Origin of the sequence: Acidovorax sp. LjRoot118, assembly GCF_964253575.1 — a bacterium.
Classification (GTDB): domain Bacteria; phylum Pseudomonadota; class Gammaproteobacteria; order Burkholderiales; family Burkholderiaceae_C; genus Acidovorax.
Genome location: NZ_CAXURB020000001.1, coordinates 3,150,461 through 3,173,546, shown reverse-complemented (window position 1 = coordinate 3,173,546; position 23,086 = coordinate 3,150,461). Strand labels below are relative to the sequence as shown.

Annotated in this window: 14 protein-coding genes; 6 read left to right on the top strand and 8 right to left on the bottom strand. The window is 66.1% G+C overall.

Translation table 11 applies throughout. The features are described 5' to 3' along the window. Positions 1-231: 231 nt before the first annotated feature. Positions 232-1,176, bottom strand: coding sequence for a LysR family transcriptional regulator (locus tag ACSQ9E_RS14990; protein ID WP_082608171.1), 945 nt, complete (start codon positions 1,174-1,176; stop codon positions 232-234). A 50-nt stretch (positions 1,177-1,226) separates the two neighbouring features. Here ACSQ9E_RS14990 and ACSQ9E_RS14985 point away from each other — a divergent pair, with 50 nt between their 5' ends. Together ACSQ9E_RS14985 and ACSQ9E_RS14980 are read left to right on the top strand one after the other, a co-directional pair. Next, complete coding sequence (locus ACSQ9E_RS14985; protein ID WP_436218306.1) at positions 1,227-2,870, top strand: amidase; 1,644 nt, start codon at positions 1,227-1,229, stop codon at positions 2,868-2,870. A 411-nt stretch (positions 2,871-3,281) separates the two neighbouring features. After that, the gene (locus ACSQ9E_RS14980; protein ID WP_436218305.1) at positions 3,282-4,571 is read left to right on the top strand and encodes an ankyrin repeat domain-containing protein; all 1,290 of its coding nucleotides are present in this window, start codon (positions 3,282-3,284) and stop codon (positions 4,569-4,571) included. 638 nt (positions 4,572-5,209) lie between these two features. Here the strand turns inward: ACSQ9E_RS14980 and ACSQ9E_RS14975 are convergent. The 3 genes from ACSQ9E_RS14975 to msuE form a co-directional block, all read right to left on the bottom strand. After that, a complete protein-coding gene (locus ACSQ9E_RS14975) occupies positions 5,210-6,235 on the bottom strand; it encodes a methionine synthase (protein WP_057266193.1) in 1,026 nt (341 codons plus the stop codon). Between the two features lie 138 nt (positions 6,236-6,373). Next, positions 6,374-7,357, bottom strand: a complete 984-nt coding sequence (locus tag ACSQ9E_RS14970; RefSeq protein ID WP_436218304.1) for a DUF1852 domain-containing protein — start codon at positions 7,355-7,357, stop codon at positions 6,374-6,376. Positions 7,358-7,397: 40 nt separating this feature from the next. Further along, entirely contained in the window at positions 7,398-7,979 is a 582-nt protein-coding gene (msuE, locus tag ACSQ9E_RS14965; RefSeq protein WP_436218303.1) for an FMN reductase, read from the bottom strand. A 133-nt stretch (positions 7,980-8,112) separates the two neighbouring features. Here msuE and ACSQ9E_RS14960 point away from each other — a divergent pair, with 133 nt between their 5' ends. Further along, on the top strand, positions 8,113-9,024 hold the full coding sequence (locus tag ACSQ9E_RS14960) for a LysR family transcriptional regulator (protein ID WP_436218302.1): 912 nt from the start codon (positions 8,113-8,115) through the stop codon (positions 9,022-9,024). 66 nt (positions 9,025-9,090) lie between these two features. Here ACSQ9E_RS14960 and ACSQ9E_RS14955 read toward each other — a convergent pair whose 3' ends face one another. The 4 genes from ACSQ9E_RS14955 to ACSQ9E_RS14940 form a co-directional block, all read right to left on the bottom strand. Further along, the gene (locus ACSQ9E_RS14955) at positions 9,091-10,347 is read right to left on the bottom strand and encodes a CynX/NimT family MFS transporter (protein WP_436218301.1); all 1,257 of its coding nucleotides are present in this window, start codon (positions 10,345-10,347) and stop codon (positions 9,091-9,093) included. A gap of 108 nt (positions 10,348-10,455) precedes the next feature. After that, a complete protein-coding gene (locus ACSQ9E_RS14950; protein WP_436178054.1) occupies positions 10,456-11,838 on the bottom strand; it encodes a hypothetical protein in 1,383 nt (460 codons plus the stop codon). Between the two features lie 36 nt (positions 11,839-11,874). After that, the gene (locus ACSQ9E_RS14945; RefSeq protein ID WP_436218300.1) at positions 11,875-13,866 is read right to left on the bottom strand and encodes a HEAT repeat domain-containing protein; all 1,992 of its coding nucleotides are present in this window, start codon (positions 13,864-13,866) and stop codon (positions 11,875-11,877) included. Positions 13,867-14,015: 149 nt separating this feature from the next. Then, on the bottom strand, positions 14,016-15,698 hold the full coding sequence (locus ACSQ9E_RS14940) for a leucine-rich repeat domain-containing protein (RefSeq protein WP_436218299.1): 1,683 nt from the start codon (positions 15,696-15,698) through the stop codon (positions 14,016-14,018). 260 nt (positions 15,699-15,958) lie between these two features. Between ACSQ9E_RS14940 and ACSQ9E_RS14935 the strand changes: the two genes are divergently transcribed. The 3 genes from ACSQ9E_RS14935 (at position 15,959) to ACSQ9E_RS14925 (ending at position 22,956) form a co-directional block, all read left to right on the top strand. Then, entirely contained in the window at positions 15,959-16,651 is a 693-nt protein-coding gene (locus ACSQ9E_RS14935) for a response regulator (protein WP_436218298.1), read from the top strand. A gap of 23 nt (positions 16,652-16,674) precedes the next feature. Further along, complete coding sequence (locus tag ACSQ9E_RS14930) at positions 16,675-18,588, top strand: sensor histidine kinase (protein ID WP_436218297.1); 1,914 nt, start codon at positions 16,675-16,677, stop codon at positions 18,586-18,588. Between the two features lie 210 nt (positions 18,589-18,798). Continuing rightward, positions 18,799-22,956, top strand: a complete 4,158-nt coding sequence (locus tag ACSQ9E_RS14925; RefSeq protein WP_436218296.1) for a fibronectin type III domain-containing protein — start codon at positions 18,799-18,801, stop codon at positions 22,954-22,956. Positions 22,957-23,086: the final 130 nt, after the last annotated feature.

The window sequence follows — 23,086 nt, the reverse complement described above, 5'->3', positions numbered from 1 at the left end:
GAGCTGTCGTTCGATAGTTCACCCCCTCTTGAGGGGATACCTCAACCATTGCCCGCACCGAGATCATGCGCTGTGGGCCGCCAGACGTCGATCTTTGAGCACGTCGGAACATCGAGCGTCTTACGCGTGTTTTCAGCGTGACCGTTGGCACAGAGAATGAAAGCGCTGAAACCCATTGCTGGCCCTGACCCAGACAAGTTGCGTCACCCGGTCAATGCAACAGCGACGCGCTCAGCCCCGGAAAGACAAGCCTGCACTGTCAAGGACAGCTTGGCGCAGCCATACATGAGGCGGATCGCGTTCGAGACGGCGTGGCCAGATCATGGACACGGACGATCCGCGCACGCGCAGTGGCACTTCACCCAACTCCATTGACAGCAGGTTCGAGGCAGCGCGCGCCACCGGGCTGGGCAACGTGGCCAGCAGCGGGCTGTTGGCGGTGATAAAAACAGCTGCCGCAAAATCGGGCACCGTGACTTGTACCCGGCGCGTTGCCCGTCCCCGCTTGCGCAATGCTTCATCCACCTGATTGCCAAAGGCGCGTTCGATGTGAACTGCCACATGCGCCATTTGCAGGTACTCCTTCAAAGTGGTCGGCAGCGGTTCGCCTTTTCGCCGCACGCACATCCAGGAGTCCTCGATAAAAGGGGTACTCGCACACCACCCAGGACAGAACTCTTGTGGACCGAACATGATTTCGGCCTCGCCACTGGCAAGCAGGTTCTCGGGATTGCCCGTAACAGGGAGCAGAGAAATATGCACATGGGGTGCATGGTCGTGCAGCCAACTGACGATGGAGCCCATCAGCGCGACCGCTGCGTAGTCCGAACTCACAATGCGGAAATGCGCCTTGTCCCGCAACGGATCGAACGCACGCGGTGGGTTGAACAACTGCTGAACTTCGCTCAAACTCAATTTCAACGGCCCACGCAACGCGATGGCACGCGGGGTGGGCGCCAGTCCTCGCCCATGGGGAACAAACAGCGGGTCATCAAAGCATTCCCGCAGCCGCCCCAACATCCTGCTCACCGCTGGTTGGGACCGATGGAGCCGTCCTGCGGCTGCGCTTACAGAACCGGTGTCCAAAAGCGCATCCAGTGCAATCAGCAGATCCAGGTCCAGTCCTGACAGTTTCATATTCTGAATGGGTTCATCTGAAATATGCAATAGACGCATTGATTCTAGATCTTGATGATTGAGCCATCAAGCACTGATGAACCTCCTTCGTGAACACTCTCAAACACACCTTGCCGGGATCTTCCGTCCTGACAGCAGCACTGACACCCAATGCATCGGGCAATTCAATGCCCGGACCCCATCGCGCAATACCCTCCAGCGACAGTTGGCCTGTTTCTGAGCAGGACACACAGATCGTGACACTGACGGCGTCTGACTTGGCACGCAAGATCCAGGCACGGGAGCTCAGTTCTGTTCAGGTGGTGCGGGCGTTTGTCAGCCAGATCGCGCGTTACAACGAAGATTTCAACGCTATCGTCGTGCTGGATCTGAACGCCGCAATGGAACGTGCACAGGCTGCGGACCAGGCGTTGGGGCGCGGTGAGATCTGGGGCCCGTTGCATGGAGTTCCCGTGACGGTGAAGGATACCTATGCAACACGCGGGCTGCGCACGACTGCCGGCTCATCTGATCTGGCCAACTACGTTCCCGAAAATGACGCCGTTGCGGTGGCTCTTTTGCGCCAGGCGGGGGCCATTGTCCTGGCCAAAACCAATGCCGCAACGCTGGCGATGGATATGCAGACGACCAACACCCTGTTTGGAACCACCAACAACCCCTGGAATGTGAAACTGACCACAGGCGGTAGCAGCGGTGGGTGCGCTGCCGCGGTCGCCTCGCACATGTCGCCTCTTTCCTTCGGCTCCGACTTGGCGGGCTCGATCCGCCTTCCCGCCGCTTACACCGGTGTCTGGGGCTTGCGGCCAACCCTTGGTGTTGTGTCGATGCTTGGCCATATCCCACCCAAGCCCGACGAGGTGGACGGCATCAGGACCATGGCTGTGTTGGGGCCTTTGGCCAATAGTGTCGAGGATCTCGAACTGGCCTTGTCGGTGTTGGCGCGAACCTCGCCCGAAGACGCAACGGTCGCTCCGCTGCATCCTCGATCCGCCCAACCGGTAGCGTTGACAGGTCTGAAGATTGCCTATGCGGTCGAGTTGGGGGGAATGCCTGTCGGTGTGGACGTCAAGAAGGCCATTGAACAGGTGGTGGACGCGCTGCGCGCAGCAGGCGCAATTGTCGAAAAGGCCGAACCCCAAGGCTTTTCGTACCAACGCACCTGGGAAACCTGGGGGGCACTTGTAGGGATGCAAGGCGGCTATGAGCGCTCGAACCTTGCACGCCGCATCGGGCGCCTGTTTGCAGGAAAATCGGTAAAAGATATCCCCCACCAGCGCAGGATCCTCGACCCGATCTCCGTTGAAAGCTACATGCGAGCGCTGACAGAGCAGGCGCAGCAAACCAATGCAATGGAGCGATTCCTCATTGGCTATGACGCATGGATCGTCCCAGTCTCGCCGGTGCCCGCTTTTGCGCACCACAAGCACAGCCGGACATTCGGAATTTTCAATGTGTACGATGAGCCGCTGTCAGTGGATGGCAAGGCTGTGCCGTACTACAACGTCACGCAGTCCTACACGACATTGTTCAGTGTCACAGAGGGCCCCGTGGTCTCCATACCCGCATCTCAGACCGCACAAGGATTGCCCGTCGGCCTTCAGTTGGTCGGCCGCCGCTTTGAGGACTGGCATTTGCTGTCTGTCGCCAAAGCAATGGAGCCACTGCTGGCAAGATTGCGGCCCAACCGTGGAGCCAACGGCATTGGCGCACTCGGCGCGGCGATAAATGAATGAATAGCTGAACTCTGGCCGTGGCCGACAATTGGGCCGTGACCTGCGCATTGCCGCTGCGCATCACGATCAGGCTCAGGGCCAGTGCAAAGCCACCGCCCTGGCCGCACCCGGGCATCACGGCCTCCGGTCGCGCTGCTGCCCAGACCGCATGGGGCCCATGGGCATGCGCCACTGGACAATTCGTCCAGTGCGGCACGAGAGGCACCATCTATCATCGCGCTAAGAGCGGCTAACAAAACTCTTCTGGCGTCGTTGCAGCGTCTTGTCGTACTGCTCGTACTGCCTGCGACGCAGCGCCTAGCCAGAACCGCTTCACTGAGTTTTGTTAGCCGCTCGAAGGCATCCCACCTTGGCCGACCATGCACCGTGGGCACCACACCCATCAAGACAACAGACAGACCCACAGACTTCATGCAAGACGCTTCTTCGTTCATTCAACCCGGCACCTTCCGTATCCGCCAGGCCGATCAGGCCGCCGCCTTGCAGAACCTGCAGCGCGGGTGTCCAAAACACATGGTGATTGCAGACTATCTGAAGAACCCCGAGGAGTTCGCCCGCACCCGCTACCTGGCGCGGGCGTTCGAACTGCTGGGCATGCAATGCGATGTGGATGGTGGCGACCTGCTGCTCGTGCCCTTCGAGGGCGGCGAATCGGTGGACCTCTCGGCCTACTACTGGGATTTCATCGAAGATCTGGCGCACGAAGAGACTCCGGGCTCCATGGCCCACGGCACCAAGGTCGCGTTTCATGAAGCGGGCATCGATGTGGAGGATGACGACGAACACCAGGAGGTCAGCCAAGAGGCCGACGACTTCATCCGCGAGATGAGGCACCGCATGATTGGCTTGGCTGAACTCGACGCTCTCATCGCCCGCGAAGGCAGCGTGGACTTTCGCGACAACTACAACGGCAAAACGCCTTTGCTGGCGGCGTGCGAAAGCTACCGCTGGGCCATTTCGCAGCACGCCGATGCGCAGATGGAAGACGACAGCGATGAAGGCCGCGAAGCAAAAGCCGACGCCGCAGCAGAGCTGGCGGTGCAGGCGCACAACCTGCAGACCGTGCTGCAGCGCCAGCCGGACATGGCCGCGCGCAACCGGGACGGCACCGATGCGTTGGGCTTGGCCGCCGAGTCGGGCAGCGTGGATTTTGTGGACCAGCTGCTTGCCCACGGCGCAACCGTCAACGCGGGTGCACTGCAGGGCGCGGTGCAGAGCCTGTCGGTGAACATGGTGCGCAAGCTCGCCCAGGGCTACGCCCACCTGATGGGCCCTGGCCTGCTGCTGCACGCCTGCGTGGCCTACAGCGCCATGCCGACCAAGCTGGCCATGGTGCGCTACCTGGTGCAAGACCTGGGCTGCGACGTGAACGCCCGCGCGGCCAGCCGCATCCAGGACATGCAGGGCACCGTGGGCCGCATGGCCACTCCCCTCATGGCCGCCGCGCTGGCGGACGACCTGGCGGTGGTGCAGTACCTGATCGCCGCCGGGGCCGACGTGCACGCGGTGGATGCCTACGGCAACACGGCCCTGCACTACTGCAGCGGCCAGACCTGGGTGTCCGAAGACGGCCCGCTCTGGTTTGCGCTGGATGAGAACCCCAAGGTGATCGAGTTGCTGCGCCAGCACGGCGCCGACGACAGCGCCACCAACGTGGCCGGTAGAACGCCAGCCGACCTGTTCGCCAGCCGACGCGCGTAAGGAACTTCAGCCTGGTATTGGCTTGCACCGATGCAGCAGTGGAAGGTCCGCGAGCCGGGTGCTGGAGCTGCTTTTAACGGAGGTTGGCTGTGCGCTGAAGGGCCTCGGCCCGTGGCTGTGGGAAACGTCGTTAGGCGACTTGCAGGGGTACTTCACCCCTTGCTCGTATCGAGATCGTGCGTCGTAGGGCGATCTGAGCAGTCCATTTCTGAGCGGATCGTCAAACCGAGGGCGCAACGCGCGTTTTCACACAGCTTCGGCCGATCCCTGTCATCGCAGCAGTGGACTGCGCGCAGTCCGAACTGGCCACCCTGGCCGAGATGATGTCAACCAAGGGCGCCCAAGATGCCCGGATGGCACGCGCTCCAGTTCCCATCGAAGCAAGTGTTCATCACATCGAATCCATGAACGCACCGCCCAAGCAGGCGGTACCAAGAGCGCCACCGCAGCAGCACAGCCGAACGCAACCGATCAGGCCCCGCCCTGGCATGGGCTGGCCTGGGCGTGGTTCGCCGCGCACGCAGATGTCCCACACCGGCGCCGGCCCCTGGCGGCGCACGGCGGCTTGCGCCGCTTGCCATGCCGCAGGGCGGTCGCCTAAACGCGGGGCGCAACGCACGGCCGTGCGGAGGCGTCAATCACGCCGTGGCGAAGCGTTCCCTTGCCAGCCTGGTGCCTTCGGCCAGCGCTTGCAGCTTGCGCCAGGCCACGTCCCGGGCCATGGGGGCCAGGCCGCAATTGGTGCAAGGGAACAGCCGCTCCTTGGGCACGAACTCCAGCGCCCGGCCGATGGTGTCGGCCACTTCCTCGGGTGTCTCGATCACGTCGCTGGCCACATCGATCACGCCGACCATCACGTCCTTGCCGGCCAGCAGCTTCATCAGGTCGGGCGGCACATGCGAGTGGATGCATTCCAGGCTCACCTGGTCGATGCTGCTCCTGGCCAGCGCGGGGAACACCGTCTCATACTGGCGCCATTCGTCGCCCAGAGTGCTCTTCCAGTCCGTATTGGCCTTGATGCCGTAGCCGTAGCAGATGTGCACCGCGGTGGTACAGGTCAGGCCCTGCGCCGCGCGCTCGAGCGCCTGCACGCCCCAGTCGGCGGCGTCCTTCATGTAGACATTGAAGGCGGGCTCGTCGAACTGGATGATGTCCACGCCGTCGGCCTGCAGCGCCAGGGCCTCCTGGTTGAGCAGCTCGGCGAAGGCAAAGGCCATCTTGACCTTGTCGCCGTAGAAGCGGTCCGCCACGGTGTCGACGATGGTCATCGGGCCGGGCAGGGTGAACTTCAGCTTCTTCTTGGTGTGCGCGCGCGCCAGTTGTGCCTCGAACGCATGCACGCGGCCCTTCAGGCGCAGGGCCGAAACCACCTGCGGCACCATCGCGTCATAGCGGTTGTCGCGGATGCCCATCTTCACCTTGTGCTCGAAGTCGATGCCCTCGACCTGCTCGAGAAAGCCGTGCACGAAGTGCTGTCGTGATTGCTCACCGTCGCCCACGATGTCCAGGCCGGCGTCTTCCTGGGCCTTGATCCACAGCAAGGTCGCATCGGCCTTGGCCTGGCGAAGCGCATCGCCTTCGGCCATCCACTGAGGCCAGAGCTTGTTGGTTTCAGCCAGCCAGGCGGGCTTGGGCAGGCTGCCGGCGATGGAGGTTTCAAACATCTGAGGATTCCTTTAAAGCAGAGATGGGGTGGCAAGCTTAATCACTTCGGGGTCGTTTTACGCGAACAGCCACGGATGGTGTGTTGTAGGGGCATGGCGGCAGGCGAGATGCCGCCGCAAAAGCGCTTGTCGGGCGGGTCAGAGCGCGACATCGGCAACCCATTGTTCAAGGACGTTCTTGTAGGGCTTGATGAAGTGCTCCTGCGCAAACTGCCCCTGCTGCACCGCCAGCTGGCTGCGCTCTTCCCGGTCATAGACAATCTGCGTCAACGAGTAGTCCTGGTTCTTCAGGCTCGGCTGATACAGTTTCCCTGCGGCGCAATTGGCGTTGTAGATTTCGGGGCGATAGATCTTCTGGAAGGTCTCCATGGTGCTGATGGTGCCGATCAGCTCAAGGTTGGTGTAGTCGCCCAGCAGGTCGCCGTAGAAGTAGAAGGCCAATGGCGCAACGCCATTGGCGGGCATGAAAAAGCGGACCTGCAACCCCATTTTTGCGAAGTACCGGTCGGTCGGGGACGGTTCACTCTGTTGGTACTCCACACCCAGCACAGGGTGCTGGTTGCCGGTCCGCTCGTAGGTCTTGCTGGTCGAGGCGCTGATGCAGATCACAGGCGGCTTGTTGAAGCGCTCTTGGTAGGTGCTTGAGCTGACGAATTGCTTGAACAGCTTTCCATGCAGGTCGCCAAAATCGTCGGGCGTGCTGAACTCTGCCCGATCGGCGTTGTACCCCGGCAGCAATACGCTGAAGTCGTAGTCGCGCACGTAGGATGAGAAATTGTTCCCCACGATGCCATCGATGCGCCTGTTCGTCTTCTTGTCGAGGATGCAGGTCTTCAGTATCTCGATCAACGGAAATGCACCCGTGCTGCCCTGGGCGCCCATGTCCATCTCGACGGAGATGATCTCGAGTTCGACCCCATAGCGGTCTCCCGCCGGATTGTCCCAATGCGCCAGGTCGTTGAAGCGGTTGTCGATCATCCTCAGCGTGTTGCGCAGGTTCTGCCGCCGGCTCATTCCACGGGCCAGGTTGGCGAAGTTGGTGGTGATGCGCGTGCTCTCCGATGGGTGGTAGTTCTCATCGAAGAAGATGCTCTTGAGGTGAAAGCTGGGGTCTGTGTTCATGGCGATGATCTGTTTTTTGAGAGAAAAGACGATTCCTGCGTCAGGCCGCAAGCACTTCCTCGGCCACAGCGGGCCTGGCGTGGCGCGCCAGTTCGACCAGCGGCAGTGCCCGTTGCACGGCCAGCCTGGCCCGCTCGATGACGGCCTTGTTCTGCAGGCGGTAGTCGGCGAAATCCGCGTCGGTCGCGTAGACACCCAGCGGCAAGGTGCGCGCCTGAAAGAAGCTGAACAGCGGCCGCAACTGGTGGTCGATCACCAGGGCATGGCGCTCGCTGCCACCGGTGGCCGCCAGCAACACGGGCTTGTCGGTCAAGGCGTCCTGATCAATGAAGTCGAAGAAGTGCTTGAACAGCCCCGTGTACGCGCCGCGAAAGACCGGGGTTGCCACCACCAGCACGTCGGCTTGCTCGACCGCTGCAAGCTCGCGCTCCACCGTGTCGGGCAGGTTCGCACGCCAGACCGCTCCGGCAAGCCGCGGTGCGAGCTGGCCCAGTTCGACCAGGTGCTGCTCGCACGGCAGTTCGTCGGCAATCAGCTCCAGCAGGTGCTCTGCCAGGGCTGCCGACCTGGAGGGGCGTTGCAGCCCGCCGGAGACTGCGACGAGACGCAAGGGACGTGTCATTTGTGCTTTCATCAGGATGGTTCTGCGCGTTGCCGCCAAGCAGGCAAACGAACGATGTGGGCGGATGATATTGGCGCACACCAATGAAGTAAAATGGTTTTATTTCAACAATCCATGAGCGAGATTCATGTAAATGCTTGAGCGCATCCACCTCAGCATCGTTCAGCAGGTCGAAAGACAAGGATCGCTCACAGCCGCTGCGGGCGTGCTGAACCTGACCCAATCGGCCCTGAGCCACAGCATGAAGAAGCTGGAGCAGCAGCTGGGCACCGACATCTGGCTGCGCGAAGGCCGAAGCCTGCGCCTGACGCAGGCCGGCCAGTACCTGCTGGCCGTGGCCAACCGCGTGCTGCCGCAACTGGACCTGGCCGAAGAGCGCCTGGGCCAGTTCGCGCAGGGCGAGCGCGGTGCACTGCGCATCGGCATGGAATGCCACCCGTGCTACCAGTGGCTGCTCAAGGTGGTGTCACCCTATCTGGCGGCGTGGCCAGACGTGGATGTGGACGTCAAGCAGAAATTCCAGTTCGGCGGCATCGGCGCGCTCTTCGGCTACGAGATCGACCTCTTGGTCACGCCCGACCCGCTGTTCAAGCCAGGGCTGAAGTTCGAGCCCGTGTTCGACTACGAGCAGGTGCTGGTCGTGGCCAAAGGCCACGCGCTGGCTTCGGCGGCCTATGTAAAGCCCCAGCAGCTGACCCAGGAGGTGCTGATCAGCTACCCCGTGGACGTGGAGCGGCTGGACATCTACAACCAGTTCCTGTTGCCGGCCGGTGTCACGCCCAAGCGCCACAAGGCCATCGAAACCACCGACATCATGCTGCAGATGGTGGCCAGCGGCCGCGGCGTGGCAGCCCTGCCGCGTTGGCTGGTCGAGGAGTACGCGGCCCGGATGGACGTGGTGCCGGTGCGGCTGGGCGTGCGCGGCATCGCCAAGCAAATTTTTCTGGGGGCACGCGAGGCAGACACCGCCATCGACTACGTGCGCGCCTTCATCGAACTGGCCCGCCAGCCTGCCATCGCCATGGCGCAAGGAGCCAAGGGCTGACGCCACCCACCGCCGACGCAAACCGCCTGCGCTGCCCGGTGGAGCGCCGAGAGCATCTGGTGGCCGTCACTTTTTCGCCTGAACCACCATGCGCCGCCCGGCCCCCCAACCGCTCCATGCCATCGCCACTGCAAGCGCCCCCACCAGCCAGGTATTGGCCGCATAGCCGCCGGTCCATTCGCGCAGCACACCCACCAGCAGGGGGCCGCCGGCTGCCAGCAGGTAGCCCCAGCCTTGTGCCATGGCCGACAGCTGGGCCGTGACCTGGGCATTGCCGCTGCGCATCACGATCAGGCTCAGGGCCAGCGCAAAGGCACCGCCCTGGCCGCACCCGAGCAGCACGGCCCAGAGCCAGCGGCCACCCAGCGGGCCGACCATCAAGCCCAGAAAGGCGACCAGGATCAACGCACTCATGCCGACGGCCAGCGCGCGCTGGTCGCGGCAGCGTGCGGCGAACGAGGGCACCAGCAGGCAGGTGACCAGTTGGGTCAGTATCGACACCGCCACGATGTAGCCTGCGTCCGCACTGCCGATGCCGCGCTCTCGCAACAGCGGCGACAGCCAGCCCATCACGATGAAGGCCAGGGCCGATTGCAGCCCCATGAAGGCAGTCACTTGCCAGGCCAGGCGATCGCGCCAGAGTGCGCCGCCCCCAGCCGCCCCGTCGAGGGGCTGGGCACGGGTGTGCCATGCCTGCGGCGCCCAGAGCAGCAGCACCAGCACGGCGGGCAGCGCCCAGAACGCCAGGGCCCAGGCCCAGTGCCCATCGAATGCACCCACCATCAGCGGCACGGTCAAGGCTGTGGCCGATGCGGCGCCTGCGCAGATCGCCAGCGTGTACAGGCCGGTCATCAGGGCGGTGTGGCTGGCAAAGCTGCGCTTGACCAGACCCGGCAGCAGCACATTGCCCATGGCGATGCCGGCCCCTGCCAGCACCGACGACGCAAACAGCGGCCCCAGCGTGCCCGCAGCGCGCAGCAGGGTGCCCACGGTGATGAGCAGCAGGGCCAGCAGCAGCACCCGCTCTGGCCCGAACCGGCGTGCCAGGGCGGGCGTGGGTGCAGAAAACAGCCCGAGGCACACGATGGGCAAGGTGGTCAGCATGCTGGCACCGACGGCCGACAGGCCGGTGTCGCGCATGATTTCGGGCAACACCACAGACAGGCTGCCAAACACCGGCCGCAGGTTGCAGGCAATGAGGATCAGGCTCAGTCCCAGCAGCAGCCTGTGGCTGTGATCGCTGCCTGGCTTCACCCCTTCGGGCTGCGCGGCATTGGGGTTGGGATCAGCGGTTTCGGCCTGGGCACTCGTGAAGGTGCGCAAAGCGGTTGTCGAATCGGGCAAGGGCATAAGCGTCTGACTTTAACGCTCCGCACAAGGGGCTGCCGGGCTGATGGCTCGTGGCCGTAATACCTGCCTCAAAGCAAATGCTCACGGCACGCCGATGTTCCAGGTGATGACCGGGTCCTTAAGAGCGGCCCTGCTGCCCGCAGGCGACAGGCCGCCCCAGTGCCTGAAGTATTGGATGTAGTCTGCCAGGTACCCCCGCTCCAGTTCATCGGGTTCAGCGGCGCAGGTGATGTCGATGTAAAACTGCCCGTCGAATTGGCGGTCTTGTATCACCTGTGCCGTGTTGTAGGGGCCGCTGCACGATTCGCTCAGCAAGCGGCCCAGCTCGAATGCGGCCGAGCGCACTGCGCGGTTGGTCGAAGAGGCGTCTTCGATCTCTATGCGGTAGCCGTGCTTGCCCTTCTTGGCGGAAGGGGGCTGGGTCACGCGCACCACGGGGCTCAGGTGGGGCTCCAGCAGCGCGTGGGTCAGCGGCTCGTCGGGGCGCCACATCAGCAGGGCGCTTTCGGCGAGCAGGTCCTTGCGTCGCAGTGTGAGGTAATTGAGGCCATCCACCAGGCCGCATTGGTTGGTGATCTCCCATGGTGTGTCCCAGCGCAGCTCCTCGGCCTGCACTGGCACTGGCCCTGCGTGCCCCACGCCGCTCAGCGGGATGGCCAGCAGCACCTGCGGCTGCAGCCACCCGGTGAAAGCCATGCAGGCGCGCGTGCCATCATGCCAGCCGAGAAAGTCGTTGCCATCGGCGTCCAGCGGCTGATCGAAGCGGTGCACCGTCCGCAATGCACTGCCTGCACTTGCGCCCAGCAGCTTCACCCCTTCGGCGTCCACCAGCAGCGTGCCACCGCTCGGCAGCGCGAGCACCCCTACCAGCCCATCCACCACGCTGATGGAGCCTGCGAATGCGCGCTGCGCCACGTCGTAAACCTGGTAGATCGGCTCCTCGGTGGTGCGAAAGAAAAACAGATCATCGGTGAAGCGGGGCCGCCAGCGCCGCTCGGATCGGTCGACGCCGGTGATCTCCTCCAATTTCGTTCCCGCCAGGTCGTACACGGCCCATTGCTGTTGGTTGCCCAGGGCGATGGCGGTCGGGGCGAGGTAGCGCTCGGCGTAGTAATACGGCATCTGAAAGATCAGCTCGCCATCCCAGCGGCGCGCCACATACAGGTCTTGCCCGTCGTCCTGCTCCTCATTGAAGAATGCATACGAGAGCTGGCCGCCCAGGAAGCTGTGCGGGGACAACCATTCACCCTGGGCGTGGGTGATGCGGTTGTGGTCCCCTTCCTTGCGGAAGCTGCCCACGACCCGGTTGCCGCCGATGCTGAACTTCAGGTACTCGTCGACAGGCGGTTTGAGCAAGGGGGTGCTGTTCCCTTCGGTCAGCATGACGCGTGACTCTTCGCTCACGAACTCCAGGCCCGCCGGTGTGGTGTCCACTGCCGCGATGCCCCAAAAATTGAACAGCATTTTTCGTGGTTGATGGGTTGTTGGGAGCTGCGTGCGTCAGAGTTTTTTCTCGCCCAGCCGCGCCACACTGGCCAGCACGAACGCCCGCGTGCCCGGTACACCCAGACCGTTGTGCGCACTGCTGCCATCATCGTCGCCCGTCGTGCCCAGGGCCAGCCAGGCGGTCAGGGCGGCCTGGGCCACCTCCAGGTGGGTTTCCTGCAGCAGCAGCTCGTACAGTGGCTGGCCTGCCGCAGGGTCTGCGATCTGCGCCAGCGCGGTGGCGGCGCCGTGGCGGCGGCGTGCGTCGGGGCTGGCCAGTTGCTCCACCAGCGCAGGCACTGCGGCTGGATCGGCCAGGCGGCCCAGGGCATCGAGTATCTCGTCGGTGGCGGCATTGGCCTGCAGTCCTCGCAGCAGATCGGGTATGGCCTCGCGCGTGGCTGCGCTGGCCAGGGTCTCCAGGATCAGCTGCGCATCGGCAGGCGTTTCGGCCTGCTGCAGTGCTGCGGACAGTGCGGCGCTGGCCTCAGGGCTGGGCGTGGTAGCCAGGGACAGCATGGCGCCGTCGCGCAGTGGGTTGCTGCGCACCAGTAAGGGTGCCAGCAACCTGGCTCCCTGGGGGTCGCGGAACTCGGAAAGCGCCAGCACGTAGCGGTGCTGCACGTCGTTGCTGGCCGCCTGCGCCTCGCTGATCAGCGCGGGCAGTGCCTGGGCGCCCTGTGCGATCAGTGCCTTGCAGACAGTGTGGACGTATTCGTTGCGGATGCCGGGCAGCAAGCCCAGCAGCAAGGCCTGCACCTGAGGCCCACGCAGGCCTTCGCAGGCGCAGGCAACGGCGCTGGCGTTCCAGTGGAGAGGGTCGTCTGCCAGTGCCTGCGCAAAGCCCTCAAAACCCTCCGCATGGCCCAGCGCGGCCAGCGCCTTCGCCACGCTGACGGCATCGCCGCTGGGCAGTTGGGCCAGCATTCCGCGCAGGTGCTGCGCTGCTTCTTCGGGAGCCGTGTGCACTAGTTGCAACGCGGCAGCGCGGCGAACCTGCAGCGAAGCCGAATGCAACCCTGCGCGCGGCCACTGCTGCTCGCCGGGCCCGTCCAGCTGGGCCAGCACCTCGGCCAGTTCGCCGGCATCGCGCGGTGTCCTGGCCTGCTCCAGCGCGGCCATCAGCTCGGGCACGGCCTCCTGCGCGTTCAGCGGGCCCAGTGCCGGTGCGGCAAGGGCCACCCCGGCCCGCAGCAGCGGCGCAATGGCACGGGCGTCGCCCAACTGGCCCAGCACCTTGACCAGTTCCATCCGCAGCTCCAGCGGCATGCCGCGGCGCGGGTGTTCAAACGTGTCGATCAGCGGCACCACGGCGGCTTGGTCGCCCAGGCGCCCCAGGGCGCTGATGCAGGTCTTGCGCACCCGGGCGTCGGCGTCGCCCAGCCCCTGGATCAGCAGGTCAAGGTTGGCCTTGGTGGATTTATCGACCACCGTGCTGCACAGCGTGACGATGACATCGCCAAAGTCCTTCTTCTTGTCGGTCTCTTCACGGCGCATCTTGCCGATGGCTTCGAGCAGCTCTGCGATCCAGCGGTCGTCAGCGTGGCGGCGGATGGAGTCCGCTGCATACGCACGCACACTGGCGCTGCGGTGGCCCAGTGCCTTGAGCAAGGGCGCGCGCACCTCTGGCGAAGAAATTCGCCCCAGGAACATCAGCCCTGCGCCGGCCTCGTCAACGCTCTTGGATTTGGCCATGCGCAGGTACAAGGGCAGGGCACCATTGGACGGCCGGCTCAGCAGTGCCTGCCTGGCCGCATCGGCCACGGCTGCATGCTCGTCCAGTGTGGCCTCTACCAGCATGGCGGGTGCGCGGTCGGCCAGTACCAGCAGTGCTTTGTGGGCCAGGGGCAAGTGGCGTGCCGGCGCCGACCTGATGAACGCCGCGATGGCCTCGCAGGCCACTGCGGGGGCCGTGCAGGAAAGTGCCTCCAGCGCCAGGAATACATCTACATCGTTCGTGGCAGCCCGCAGTTGTTCGGCAAGCGCCTGGCTCAAGTCTTCATTCATGTGCGGTAAGTAGGCGGGTGGGTGGAAGGGTGGGCAGGTCCATCAGCGGGGTTCGTTGATGGGCGGCGGCATAGTTTCAACAGGGCTGGTTGCTCAGAGGAGCGTTCGTGCGTTTACCAACGCGCTCGGCAATTGCCGAGCCGAACGCCTCAGGCTTTCTTCTTCTCCAAGCGCGCCAGCGTAGCTTCGTAAGCCTGCTGCACATCCGGTCGGGCTTCGGCTGCGGCGTTGAACCGGCTGGCCAGCACAGCCGCATCGGCCTTGCCGCCCAGCTGGGCTATGGCCTTGAAGATCTTCTTCATGAAGGCGGCATCGCCGCCGATGATGTGCTTGTCCAGGCGCAGCAGGTCGATGAGCGGCTCCACCAGCTGCGGCGCCTGGGTCTTGCCCACCACGTCGAGCAGCTTTTTGTAGTAGTACAAATGCATCTCGGAGAACCTCTCGCGCTCGTTGAAGTAGGCGAGGAACAGGTTGGTATGGGCGGGGCTTGCGACCTTGACCAGAATGCGCATGACCATCGCGTGCTCCAGCTTCATCTTGCCGGCGCTGAAGTCATTGCCCCGGTCCCAGGGCCGCGCCAGCGCCGTGTGAAAGCATTGGGTCAGCACGGGAATCAGCCGCTCGCCATAGCCGCTCAGCACGTTCACCATCAGCTCGGCCTCGGTGGCGTAGTGCGGGCTGAGCCCCTGGGCAACCATGGCGTCGAAGGCGCCTGGCGCCGGGTGGACCAGCACGCCGCGCAGCGTGTCTTCGTCGTAGTGCCCGTGCACCAGGCTCGCGAACGCCTCGCCCAGCAGCGCCAGATCGGTGATGGCGTAGAGCTGGGCCCAGTCGTGCGCGCGCATCAGGTCGGCCACGCGCCATCTCTCGACCTGCTCGGCGTCTTGCACGTGCGGCAGCTCGGGCAGCAGCAGTTGCAGGGCCCCCTTTTCCTCGTTGTGCCGCGCATCGGCGTAGAACCGTGAGAACCGCATGCCCGCCGGCGGCGCCAGGCTGGCCACCGGGTTGTCGTTCACGTGCAGCTCGGTCAGGCCGGGGCATGTGGCCAGCGGCGACAGGTCGGTGATCTGGTTGTTGTCGGCATGCAGGTTGGCAAGGGTAGGGTAGCTGCGCGCAAAGCCCAGGTCCGGGATGCGGTTGTCCGACAGGGTACAGGCTGGCGAGCTGCGGCAGGTCCAGCCCCGCCGGAAACGCCGCCAGCTTGTTGTGCCACAAGAACAGGTATTTGAGCGCCTTGAATCCGTTGAGCGCATCGAAGTCCGAGAACATGCAGTTCTCGATGACTGGTCCACTGAAACCGAGAAATCGGCTGTGCGTGAGGGTCTGGCAGGGCCGCAATCTAGGCGCCGGGCGCAGCCGGGTTGCACACCCGGCGAGCACGGCAACGACGAGTGCGGCCCTGCCAGACCCTCACCCTGCGGGCCGGGGTGGCAGCAGGTGCATCGCGGCGTTGCGGGCTTTGCCAAGGCGGCCAGCCTTGGCCGCAGCCCGCGCCTTGCGCTGCATCCCGCGGCCACCCCGGCGCACAGCCGATTTCTCGGTTTCAGTGGACCGGGCTGCAGATGGGGCAACACCCGCAGTGCCGCAAGGTTGGTGAACTTCAGCCTGTCCAGGCTCAGCTTGCGCAGGCTGGTGATGTGGGCCAGGCGGGCCAGGTCCACAGGCTCGGCCATCTTGCTGCTGCGCAGCGACAGCTCCACCACGTCGTCGCAGCCTGCTATCTCATCGAGGTCGTCGCTGGTAAAGCGCTCCAGGTGCAGGCCCTGGGCATGGTTCAGTACGCTGATGGGGGAATGGATCTGGTCGGTCCACTTGGATTGACGGGTTGCCATGCGTGTGGTGTGGGGGCGTGGTGTTACGGGATTGCCCCCGGATCATAGGCATGCCTGGCCCGCTGCACTGGACAAGTTGTCCAGTGTGAGACGCACGGTTTCAGGGGCAGGGGGTGGCGGGGCAACACGCCTGGCCCGCCTTGTTTGTCACTAGAACTGGGGACAGCGCGCAAGCCGGTGCTGTGGGACACTCCACGGGCCTTCACGCCCCGACAGATAGGCAGACAGACAGACATACCGACAGGTCCAGCCCCCTTTCCATGCCAGAAGCCATTGCCATCGACAAGCCCGCAAGCATCCAGATCGCTCTCGTGGAGGACGACCCGCGTTTCCAGGCGGCCGTGGCCTCGGCGATCCGCCAGACGGATGACATGCAACTGCTGTGGGTGGCCGACACGCTGGCGCAGGCGCTGCGCTCACTGAACGGTGGCGGCCCTGCTGCCGATGTGCTGTTGGTGGACCTGGGCCTGCCCGATGGCTCGGGCATCGAAGCCATCGCGACGGCTGCGCGGCGGTGGCCCGGCTGCGCGGTGATGGTGAGCACGGCCTTTGGCGACGAGGCGCATGTGCTGCAGTCCATCGAGGCGGGAGCCAGCGGCTACCTGCTCAAGGACAGCATGCCCGAGCGCATCGTGGGCGAGATCCGCAGCCTGCACGCGGGCGGCAGCCCGATCAGCCCGTTGATCGCCAGGCAGGTGCTGATGCGCTTCAAGCAGGCCGGCGTGCCGGCGCCAGAGGCGGCCGCGCAAGCCGATGCCCCCGCCATGCTGTCCGCCCGCGAGCGCGAGGTGCTGCAGTACATCACCAAGGGTTTCACGGCAGAAGAGATTGCGCGGGCGCTGGATGTATCGCACCACACCGTGCTCACCTTCGTGCGGCGCACGTACGCCAAGCTCAAGGTGCGCTCCAAGGCCGAGGCGATCTACGAGGCTCGTGCCCGGGGTCTGATCTGAAGACCGCTCTGGCGCGCGCCTTCGTGCTGGCATGGTGCCTGCTGTGCAGCGGCGCGCTGCAGGCGGCTGACCCCGGGCCATCGCCTGTCGACCAGGGTGCGGCGCACATCGTGCAGGCGCAGCGGCTGGAGCGCCCCAGCGTGGGCTTTACACCCCCGCCGTACGTGCTGCAAGGGGACGACATGCCGCGCGGCGGGTGGGAGGCAGTGGCGCTGCCGTTTGCCCAGTCGCCGCAGGTCAAGGTGCCTCAGCAGCAGCAGGGCCAGCCGTTGACCACCGAGGTCTGGTACCGCCTGGCGGTGCCCGCGCTCGCGCCTGAGGCCGGCCCCCTGTACCTGTACCTGCCGCGCTGGAAGTCGGACGGCCAGATCGCCGTGTACGCCGATGGGCGGCTGCTCTACCAGACGGACGCAAAATTTTTGTGGAACGCGGTGAACCTGCCCTTGTGGATTCCCCTGCAGGGCACGGCCGGCGCGCCCGCCGTGCGCGAGGTGCAGATCCGCGGCCAGCGCCTGCGGCACACCGGTGCTGCCATCTCCAGCGCCTGGGTTGGGCCCAGTGCGGCCATCGGCTGGCGCTACCAGGCGCGCCACTGGCTGCAGTCCGACTTTCCGGCCATGAGCAGCGCCGCCTTCGTGGCGGCGGGCATCTTCGCGCTGGGCGTGTGGCTGCTGCGGCGGCACGAGCCGCTGTACCTGCTGTTCTTCGCCACGTCCGTGGTGGCATTTGTGAGGACGCTGCACTACTTCGTGAGCCGCCAGCGGCTGCCGATCAGCGATGCATGGTTCAGCGGGCTCACCGTGAGCGCGCTGTTCTGGCAGGTGCTGATCTCGTACCTGTTTTTGAGCTACCTGCATGGGGTGCACCACCGCCGGCTCACCATCACGGCCTGCGTGGTCACGGCGCTGGTGAGCATGCTGACGCTGCCACTGCTGCCGGCGCCGCCCAATGCGGCGATCATTTCGCCGCTGCTGTACGCACTGCTGCTTGTGCTGGGCACCACGCTGCTGGGCGTCGCCTGCCGCGATGCCTGGCGCGTCGGCTCCAAAGAGGCCGGCCTGCTCGGCGGCTGGGGGCTCATCAGCCTGATGTCCGGCGGCTACGACTGGCTGCTGCAGAGCAACCTGCTGGTCAGCGTGGAAGGCATCTACCTGGGGCCCTACAGCAACATCGGCGTGTTCTTCATCTTCTCGTACATCATGCTGCGCCGCTACCTGGCGGCGCTGGACGGCATGGAGCGCGTGAACGCCAATCTGGAGCACCGCCTGCGCGAGCGCGAAGGCGAGCTGGCCCTGAGCTACGAGCGCCTGCGCGAGACCGAGCACCGGGCCACCCTGGCGCAAGAGCGCCAGCGCCTGATGCAGGACATGCACGACGGCCTGGGCTCCTCGCTCACCAGCGCGCTGCACCTGGTGCGCCACGGCAAGGCCGGCAGCGAAGAGCTGGCCCAGGTGCTGGCCGAGTGCATGGACGACCTGAAGCTGGCCATCGACTCCATGGAGCCCGTGGACGCGGACTTGCTGCTGCTGCTGGCCACCCTGCGCTTTCGGCTTGCGCCGCGCCTGGAGGGCATGGGCATGGAGCTGCGCTGGGAGGTGCAGGACGTGCCGCCCCTGGCGTGGCTTGATGCCGGCAGCGCGCTGAACCTGCTGCGCATCCTGCAGGAATGCTTTGCCAATGTGGTCAAACACGCGCAGGCCTCCTGCATCCGCGTCGAGTGCGAGGAAAGCGCCGGCGGCATCGAGGTGCGCGTGCTGGACGACGGCCACGGCTTCGATGTCGACGCCGCGCTGCAGGCGCGCGGGCGCGGCCTGAAGAACCAGCTGCGCCGGGCCGACGCCATCGGCGCCAGCGTGTCCTGGGCCAGCACGGCGGCCGGCACGCGCTGCGTGCTGTGGCTGCCGCTGCAGGCGCCCGGCCAACCGCCTGCGCCGTAGCCGGCCCTGCGGCCCCTGCTGCCCCAGGCGGCACTCCCTTTCTGCGCTGCCTGGCCCGGTGTACTGGGGTGCAGGCGCCTGCGCAAGGGGCTGCGCCGCTTCGCTTGTAGCTAGTTCTAGGGACATACAGGCCGGCCGCAAACCGATAGATTCCGGCGTCATCGCCTGTGCGCAGCCTGCGCCGGCGTTTCCGTCACGAAAGCTGCCCCCATGCCAACCCGCCCGACCCCCTTCTCAAGCACCCCTGACACGGGGGGAGCCCTGGCCTGGCGGCGCGCCGCCACCCCGTGGGCCCTGCTGCTGTGGCTGGTGATGGCCTGGCTGCTGCTGTCCGGCGCCACGCCCGCGCGGGCCCAAAGCCCCGTGCCGGCATCGGTGCTGGGCCAGCCTGTGCAGCAAATGACGGGGGGGTATCTTCACACGTGCGCGCTGACCACGGCCGGGGCCGTGCAGTGCTGGGGCTACAACAATGTAGGCCAACTGGGCGATGGCAGCTTAGGCAACAACAAGATCACGCCCCAGCCCGTTACCGGCCTGGCCAGCGGGGTGGCGGCCGTTGCGGCGGGAGGCGAGCACACCTGCGCGCTGTCCACGGCCGGGGGCGTGCAGTGCTGGGGTATCAACTCATATGGCCAACTGGGCGATGGCAGCATCGGCAGCGCCAAGACCACGCCCCAGCCCGTCATCGGCCTGGCCAGCGGGGTGGCGGCCATTGCGGTGGGAGCCAACCACACCTGCGCGCTGACCACGGCCGGGGCCGTGCGGTGCTGGGGCTTGAACCTCAACGGCCAAGTGGGCGATGGCGGCACCACCGACAGAACCACGCCCCAGCCCGTCACCGGCCTGGCCAGCGGGGTGGTGGCCATTTCGGCGGGTGCCAAACACACCTGCGCGCTGACCGCGGCCGGGGCCGTGCAGTGCTGGGGCTACAACGCTGAAGGCCAACTGGGCGACGGCAGCACCACCAACAAGAGCACGCCCCAGCCCATCACGGGCCTGGCCAGCGGGGTGGCAGCCATTGCGGCGGGGTACAGCCACACCTGCGCGCTGACCACGGCCGGCGCCATGCAGTGCTGGGGCAAGAACGCTTTCGGCCAGCTGGGCGATGGCGGCACCACCAACCAAAACACGCCCCAGCCCGTCACGGGCCTGGCCAGCGGAGTGGCGGCCATCGCGCCCGGGGATGACCACACCTGCGCGCTGACCACGGCCGGCGCCGTGCAGTGCTGGGGCAGCAACGTCGATAGCCAACTGGGCGATGGCAGCAATACCAACAAGCGCACGCCCCAGCCCGTCTCGGGCCTGGCCAGCGGCGTGGCGGCCATTGCGGCAGGGGGCTACCACAACTGCGCGCTGACCACGGCCGGGGCCCTGCAGTGCTGGGGCTACAACGGTGACGGTGAGCTGGGCAATGGCGGCACCACCGACAAGAATACGCCCCAACCCGTCACGATCCTGGCCAGCGGGGTGGCGGCCATTGCGGCAGGGCAGTTCTACACCTGCGCGCTGACCACGGCCGGGGCCGTGCAGTGCTGGGGGAGCAACAGCGAGGGCCAACTGGGAGATGGCAGCACCACCAACAAGAGCACGCCCCAGCCCGTCACGGGCCTGGCCAGCGGAGTGGCGGCCATTGCGGCAGGAGTTGCCCACACCTGCGCCGTGACCACGGCCGGGGCTGTGCACTGCTGGGGCCAAAACAACCTCGGCCAGTTGGGCGATGGCAGCGCCACCAACAGGAGCACGCCCCAGCCGGTTACAGGCCTGGCCAGCGGGGTGGCTACCATTGCAGCAGGGCAGTTTCACACCTGCGCGCTGACCACGGCCGGGGCCGTGCAGTGCTGGGGCCATAACGTTTTCGGCCAACTGGGCGATGGCAGCACCACCAGCAAAACCACGCCCCAGCCCGTCTCGGGCCTGGCCAGCGGGGTGGCGTCTATTGCGGCAGGGGATTACCACACCTGCGCGCTGACCACTGCCGGGGCCGTGCAGTGCTGGGGCTGGAACAGTAGTCGCCAACTGGGCGATGGCAGCACCACCAACCAGAGCGCGCCCCAGCCCGTCACGGGCCTGGCCAGCGGAGTGGCGGCCATTGCGGCAGCGGGCTCCCACACCTGCGCGCTGACCACGGCCGGGGCCGTGCAGTGCTGGGGGAGCAACGCCGTTGGCCAACTGGGCGATGGCAGCTTCACCGGCAAAACTACACCCCACCCCGTCACGGGCTTGACCAGCGGGATGGCGGCCATTGCGGCAGGGAGCGCGCACACCTGCGCGCTGACCACGGCCGGGGCCGTGCAGTGCTGGGGGAACAACGGCGATGGCAGCACCACCAACAAAACCACGCCCCAAACCGTCACGGGCCTGGCCAGCGGGGTGGCGTCTGTTGCGGTAGGGAGCGATCACACCTGCACGCTGACCACCTCCGGGGCCGTGCAGTGCTGGGGGGGCAACTTTCTTGGCCAACTGGGCAACGGGGGCACGGCCAACCGCAACCTGCCAACGCGCATCGCCGCAGCGCAGGCCATCGACTATCCTTTGGCAGCAGGCTCGCCTGCCTCGGGCACCTCGGCCACCCTGTCGGCCACTGCCAGCAGCGGCCTGGCCGTTTCATTCGGCACTTTCACACCCGACGTCTGCACCGTTACCGGCACCACGCTGACCGTGCTGCCCGGCAAGACCGGGTACCTGTGCGGCGTGCTGGCACTCCAAGCCGGCGGCACGGGCGCCGATGCCGCCTACTTCGCGGCGGCACCCACCCGCTCGCGCCTCATGCTGGTGGTTGACGTCCCCGACGCCCCCACCGCAGTGACCGCCACGGCCGGCACTGCCCAGGCAACCGTGGCGTGGACGGCCCCCGCCAGCAATGGTGGCAGCGCCATCACCGCTTACACGGTGACCGCAGTGGCCAACCCCACCAAGACCTGCACGGTCACCACCGGCAGCCCGCTGCCCACCACCTGCACAGTGACGGGGCTTGCCAGTGGCACGGCCTACACCTTCACGGTCAAGGCGACCAATGGCGCGGGCGACAGCGTGGCATCGGCCGCCAGCGCCCCGGTCACGACGGCCTCGCCCGCCGGCGGTGGCGCACCCACCATGGTCAGCGTCAACAGCACGGGCGTCACCACCATCACCGACCCCAGCCTGCCGATCATCGTGGGCCCAGGGGCGGTGGGCGGCACCATCGTTCTGCCCGGCACGGGCACCACGCCGGTCACGCTGCAGGTTACGGTCAACGGCCAGCCGCTCACGGTGACGGCGCTGCCCGGCACCCAGTTGCAGGTGGCCCAGGTCAACGGCCAGAGCGTACTGGTGCTGGTGGTGCTGCAGGGCTGGGCAAGCATGACCTCCAGCTCGGCAGGCCAGCCCATGGCGCTGGCGGGCGAGGTGCTGCTCAGTTCGGGGGCTGCAGGCACGCGCATCGAGGCGCAGCCATTGACGGTGGCCGTGGTCAGCGGTTCGCTGGTGCCTTCGCAAGGCAGCCTGCCGCAGCTGGGCAGCCAGGGCCTGCTGGCGGGCGAGCGCCTGCAGGTGGACGCACAGGGCAAGCTGGTGTCCATTGCGCTCGGCTCGCTCAAGGGCGATGCACAGCAGGTGGGCGATGCCATGGCGTTTGCCAACCTGCCGGCCAGCGTCACCGTGGACGGCACGGCGTATGCGCGCCTCAGTGGTGCAGTCACCCGCCTCTCGGGCGCGAACCTTGCCGTGGGCCTGGAGACCACCCCCTCGGGCGTGGTGCTGGTGCGCGATGGCACACAGATCATCCAACTGCTGCCCGTGCAGCCCATCACCATCGATGCGCGCCTACCCGATGGCGTCGCCTTTACCCCGCTGGGCCTGCTGCGCTGGGTGCGCGGCGGGGTGGTGGTGCAGTTTGCGCCCGCCGTGGCCGACCTGGCCGGCCTGGCCCAAGCCATCACGGCATTGCTGCCCGATGCGAAGACCAGGCTCGGCGCAGAGGGCGTGCTGCAACTGCGCACCGGCGGCCACACCTACGTGCTGCGGCCCGACTGGATGGGCGCAGGCGCGGCCACCGGCACCCCGCAGATCGGCGTGGATGAACAAGGCCGCATCTACCTGCAGACAGGGCAGAGCGCGCGGCAGTGGCTGCTGCCGGCGCTGCTGAGCCCAACGCAGGCCAGCGCGATCCTGGGAGCTGCCCTGCCGGGCGCAATGCTGGCGGTGCAGCCATCGGCCAGCGATGGATCGATGACGCTGACGCTTGGCGGCACCCAATGGCGCCTGGTGCCGCAGTGGGTGCTGCCCGAAGGCGGTGCCGCGAGGCAGACGGCGCCCTGGACGCTGGGCGCCGATGGCGTGCTGTACTTCAAACTGGGCAGCCAGGTGCAGGGCGTGCACATCGCTGACTGACTGAGCGATGAACCGACCCTGGGGGAGTGCGTGGGGCGCCGTTCCCACGCCCAGGAGCGTGCGCGGCAGAAGGAGCATCGGCTGCAACGCCCGATAAACCGATCTCGCCGGGGTTTACCTCTGGCGCCCA

What these genes read in the sequence shown, in the direction of transcription:
- ACSQ9E_RS14945 (WP_436218300.1), bottom strand. Translation starts at nt 13,866, where the DNA reads ATGAATGAAGACTTGAGCCAGGCGCTTGCCGAACAACTGCGGGCTGCC.
- ACSQ9E_RS14940 (WP_436218299.1), bottom strand. Translation starts at nt 15,698, where the DNA reads ATGGCAACCCGTCAATCCAAGTGGACCGACCAGATCCATTCCCCCATC.
- ACSQ9E_RS14980 (WP_436218305.1), top strand. Translation starts at nt 3,282, where the DNA reads ATGCAAGACGCTTCTTCGTTCATTCAACCCGGCACCTTCCGTATCCGC.
- ACSQ9E_RS14950 (WP_436178054.1), bottom strand. Translation starts at nt 11,838, where the DNA reads ATGCTGTTCAATTTTTGGGGCATCGCGGCAGTGGACACCACACCGGCG.
- ACSQ9E_RS14935 (WP_436218298.1), top strand. Translation starts at nt 15,959, where the DNA reads ATGCCAGAAGCCATTGCCATCGACAAGCCCGCAAGCATCCAGATCGCT.
- ACSQ9E_RS14975 (WP_057266193.1), bottom strand. Translation starts at nt 6,235, where the DNA reads ATGTTTGAAACCTCCATCGCCGGCAGCCTGCCCAAGCCCGCCTGGCTG.
- ACSQ9E_RS14990 (WP_082608171.1), bottom strand. Translation starts at nt 1,176, where the DNA reads ATGCGTCTATTGCATATTTCAGATGAACCCATTCAGAATATGAAACTG.
- msuE (WP_436218303.1), bottom strand. Translation starts at nt 7,979, where the DNA reads ATGACACGTCCCTTGCGTCTCGTCGCAGTCTCCGGCGGGCTGCAACGC.
- ACSQ9E_RS14925 (WP_436218296.1), top strand. Translation starts at nt 18,799, where the DNA reads ATGCCAACCCGCCCGACCCCCTTCTCAAGCACCCCTGACACGGGGGGA.
- ACSQ9E_RS14970 (WP_436218304.1), bottom strand. Translation starts at nt 7,357, where the DNA reads ATGAACACAGACCCCAGCTTTCACCTCAAGAGCATCTTCTTCGATGAG.
- ACSQ9E_RS14960 (WP_436218302.1), top strand. Translation starts at nt 8,113, where the DNA reads ATGCTTGAGCGCATCCACCTCAGCATCGTTCAGCAGGTCGAAAGACAA.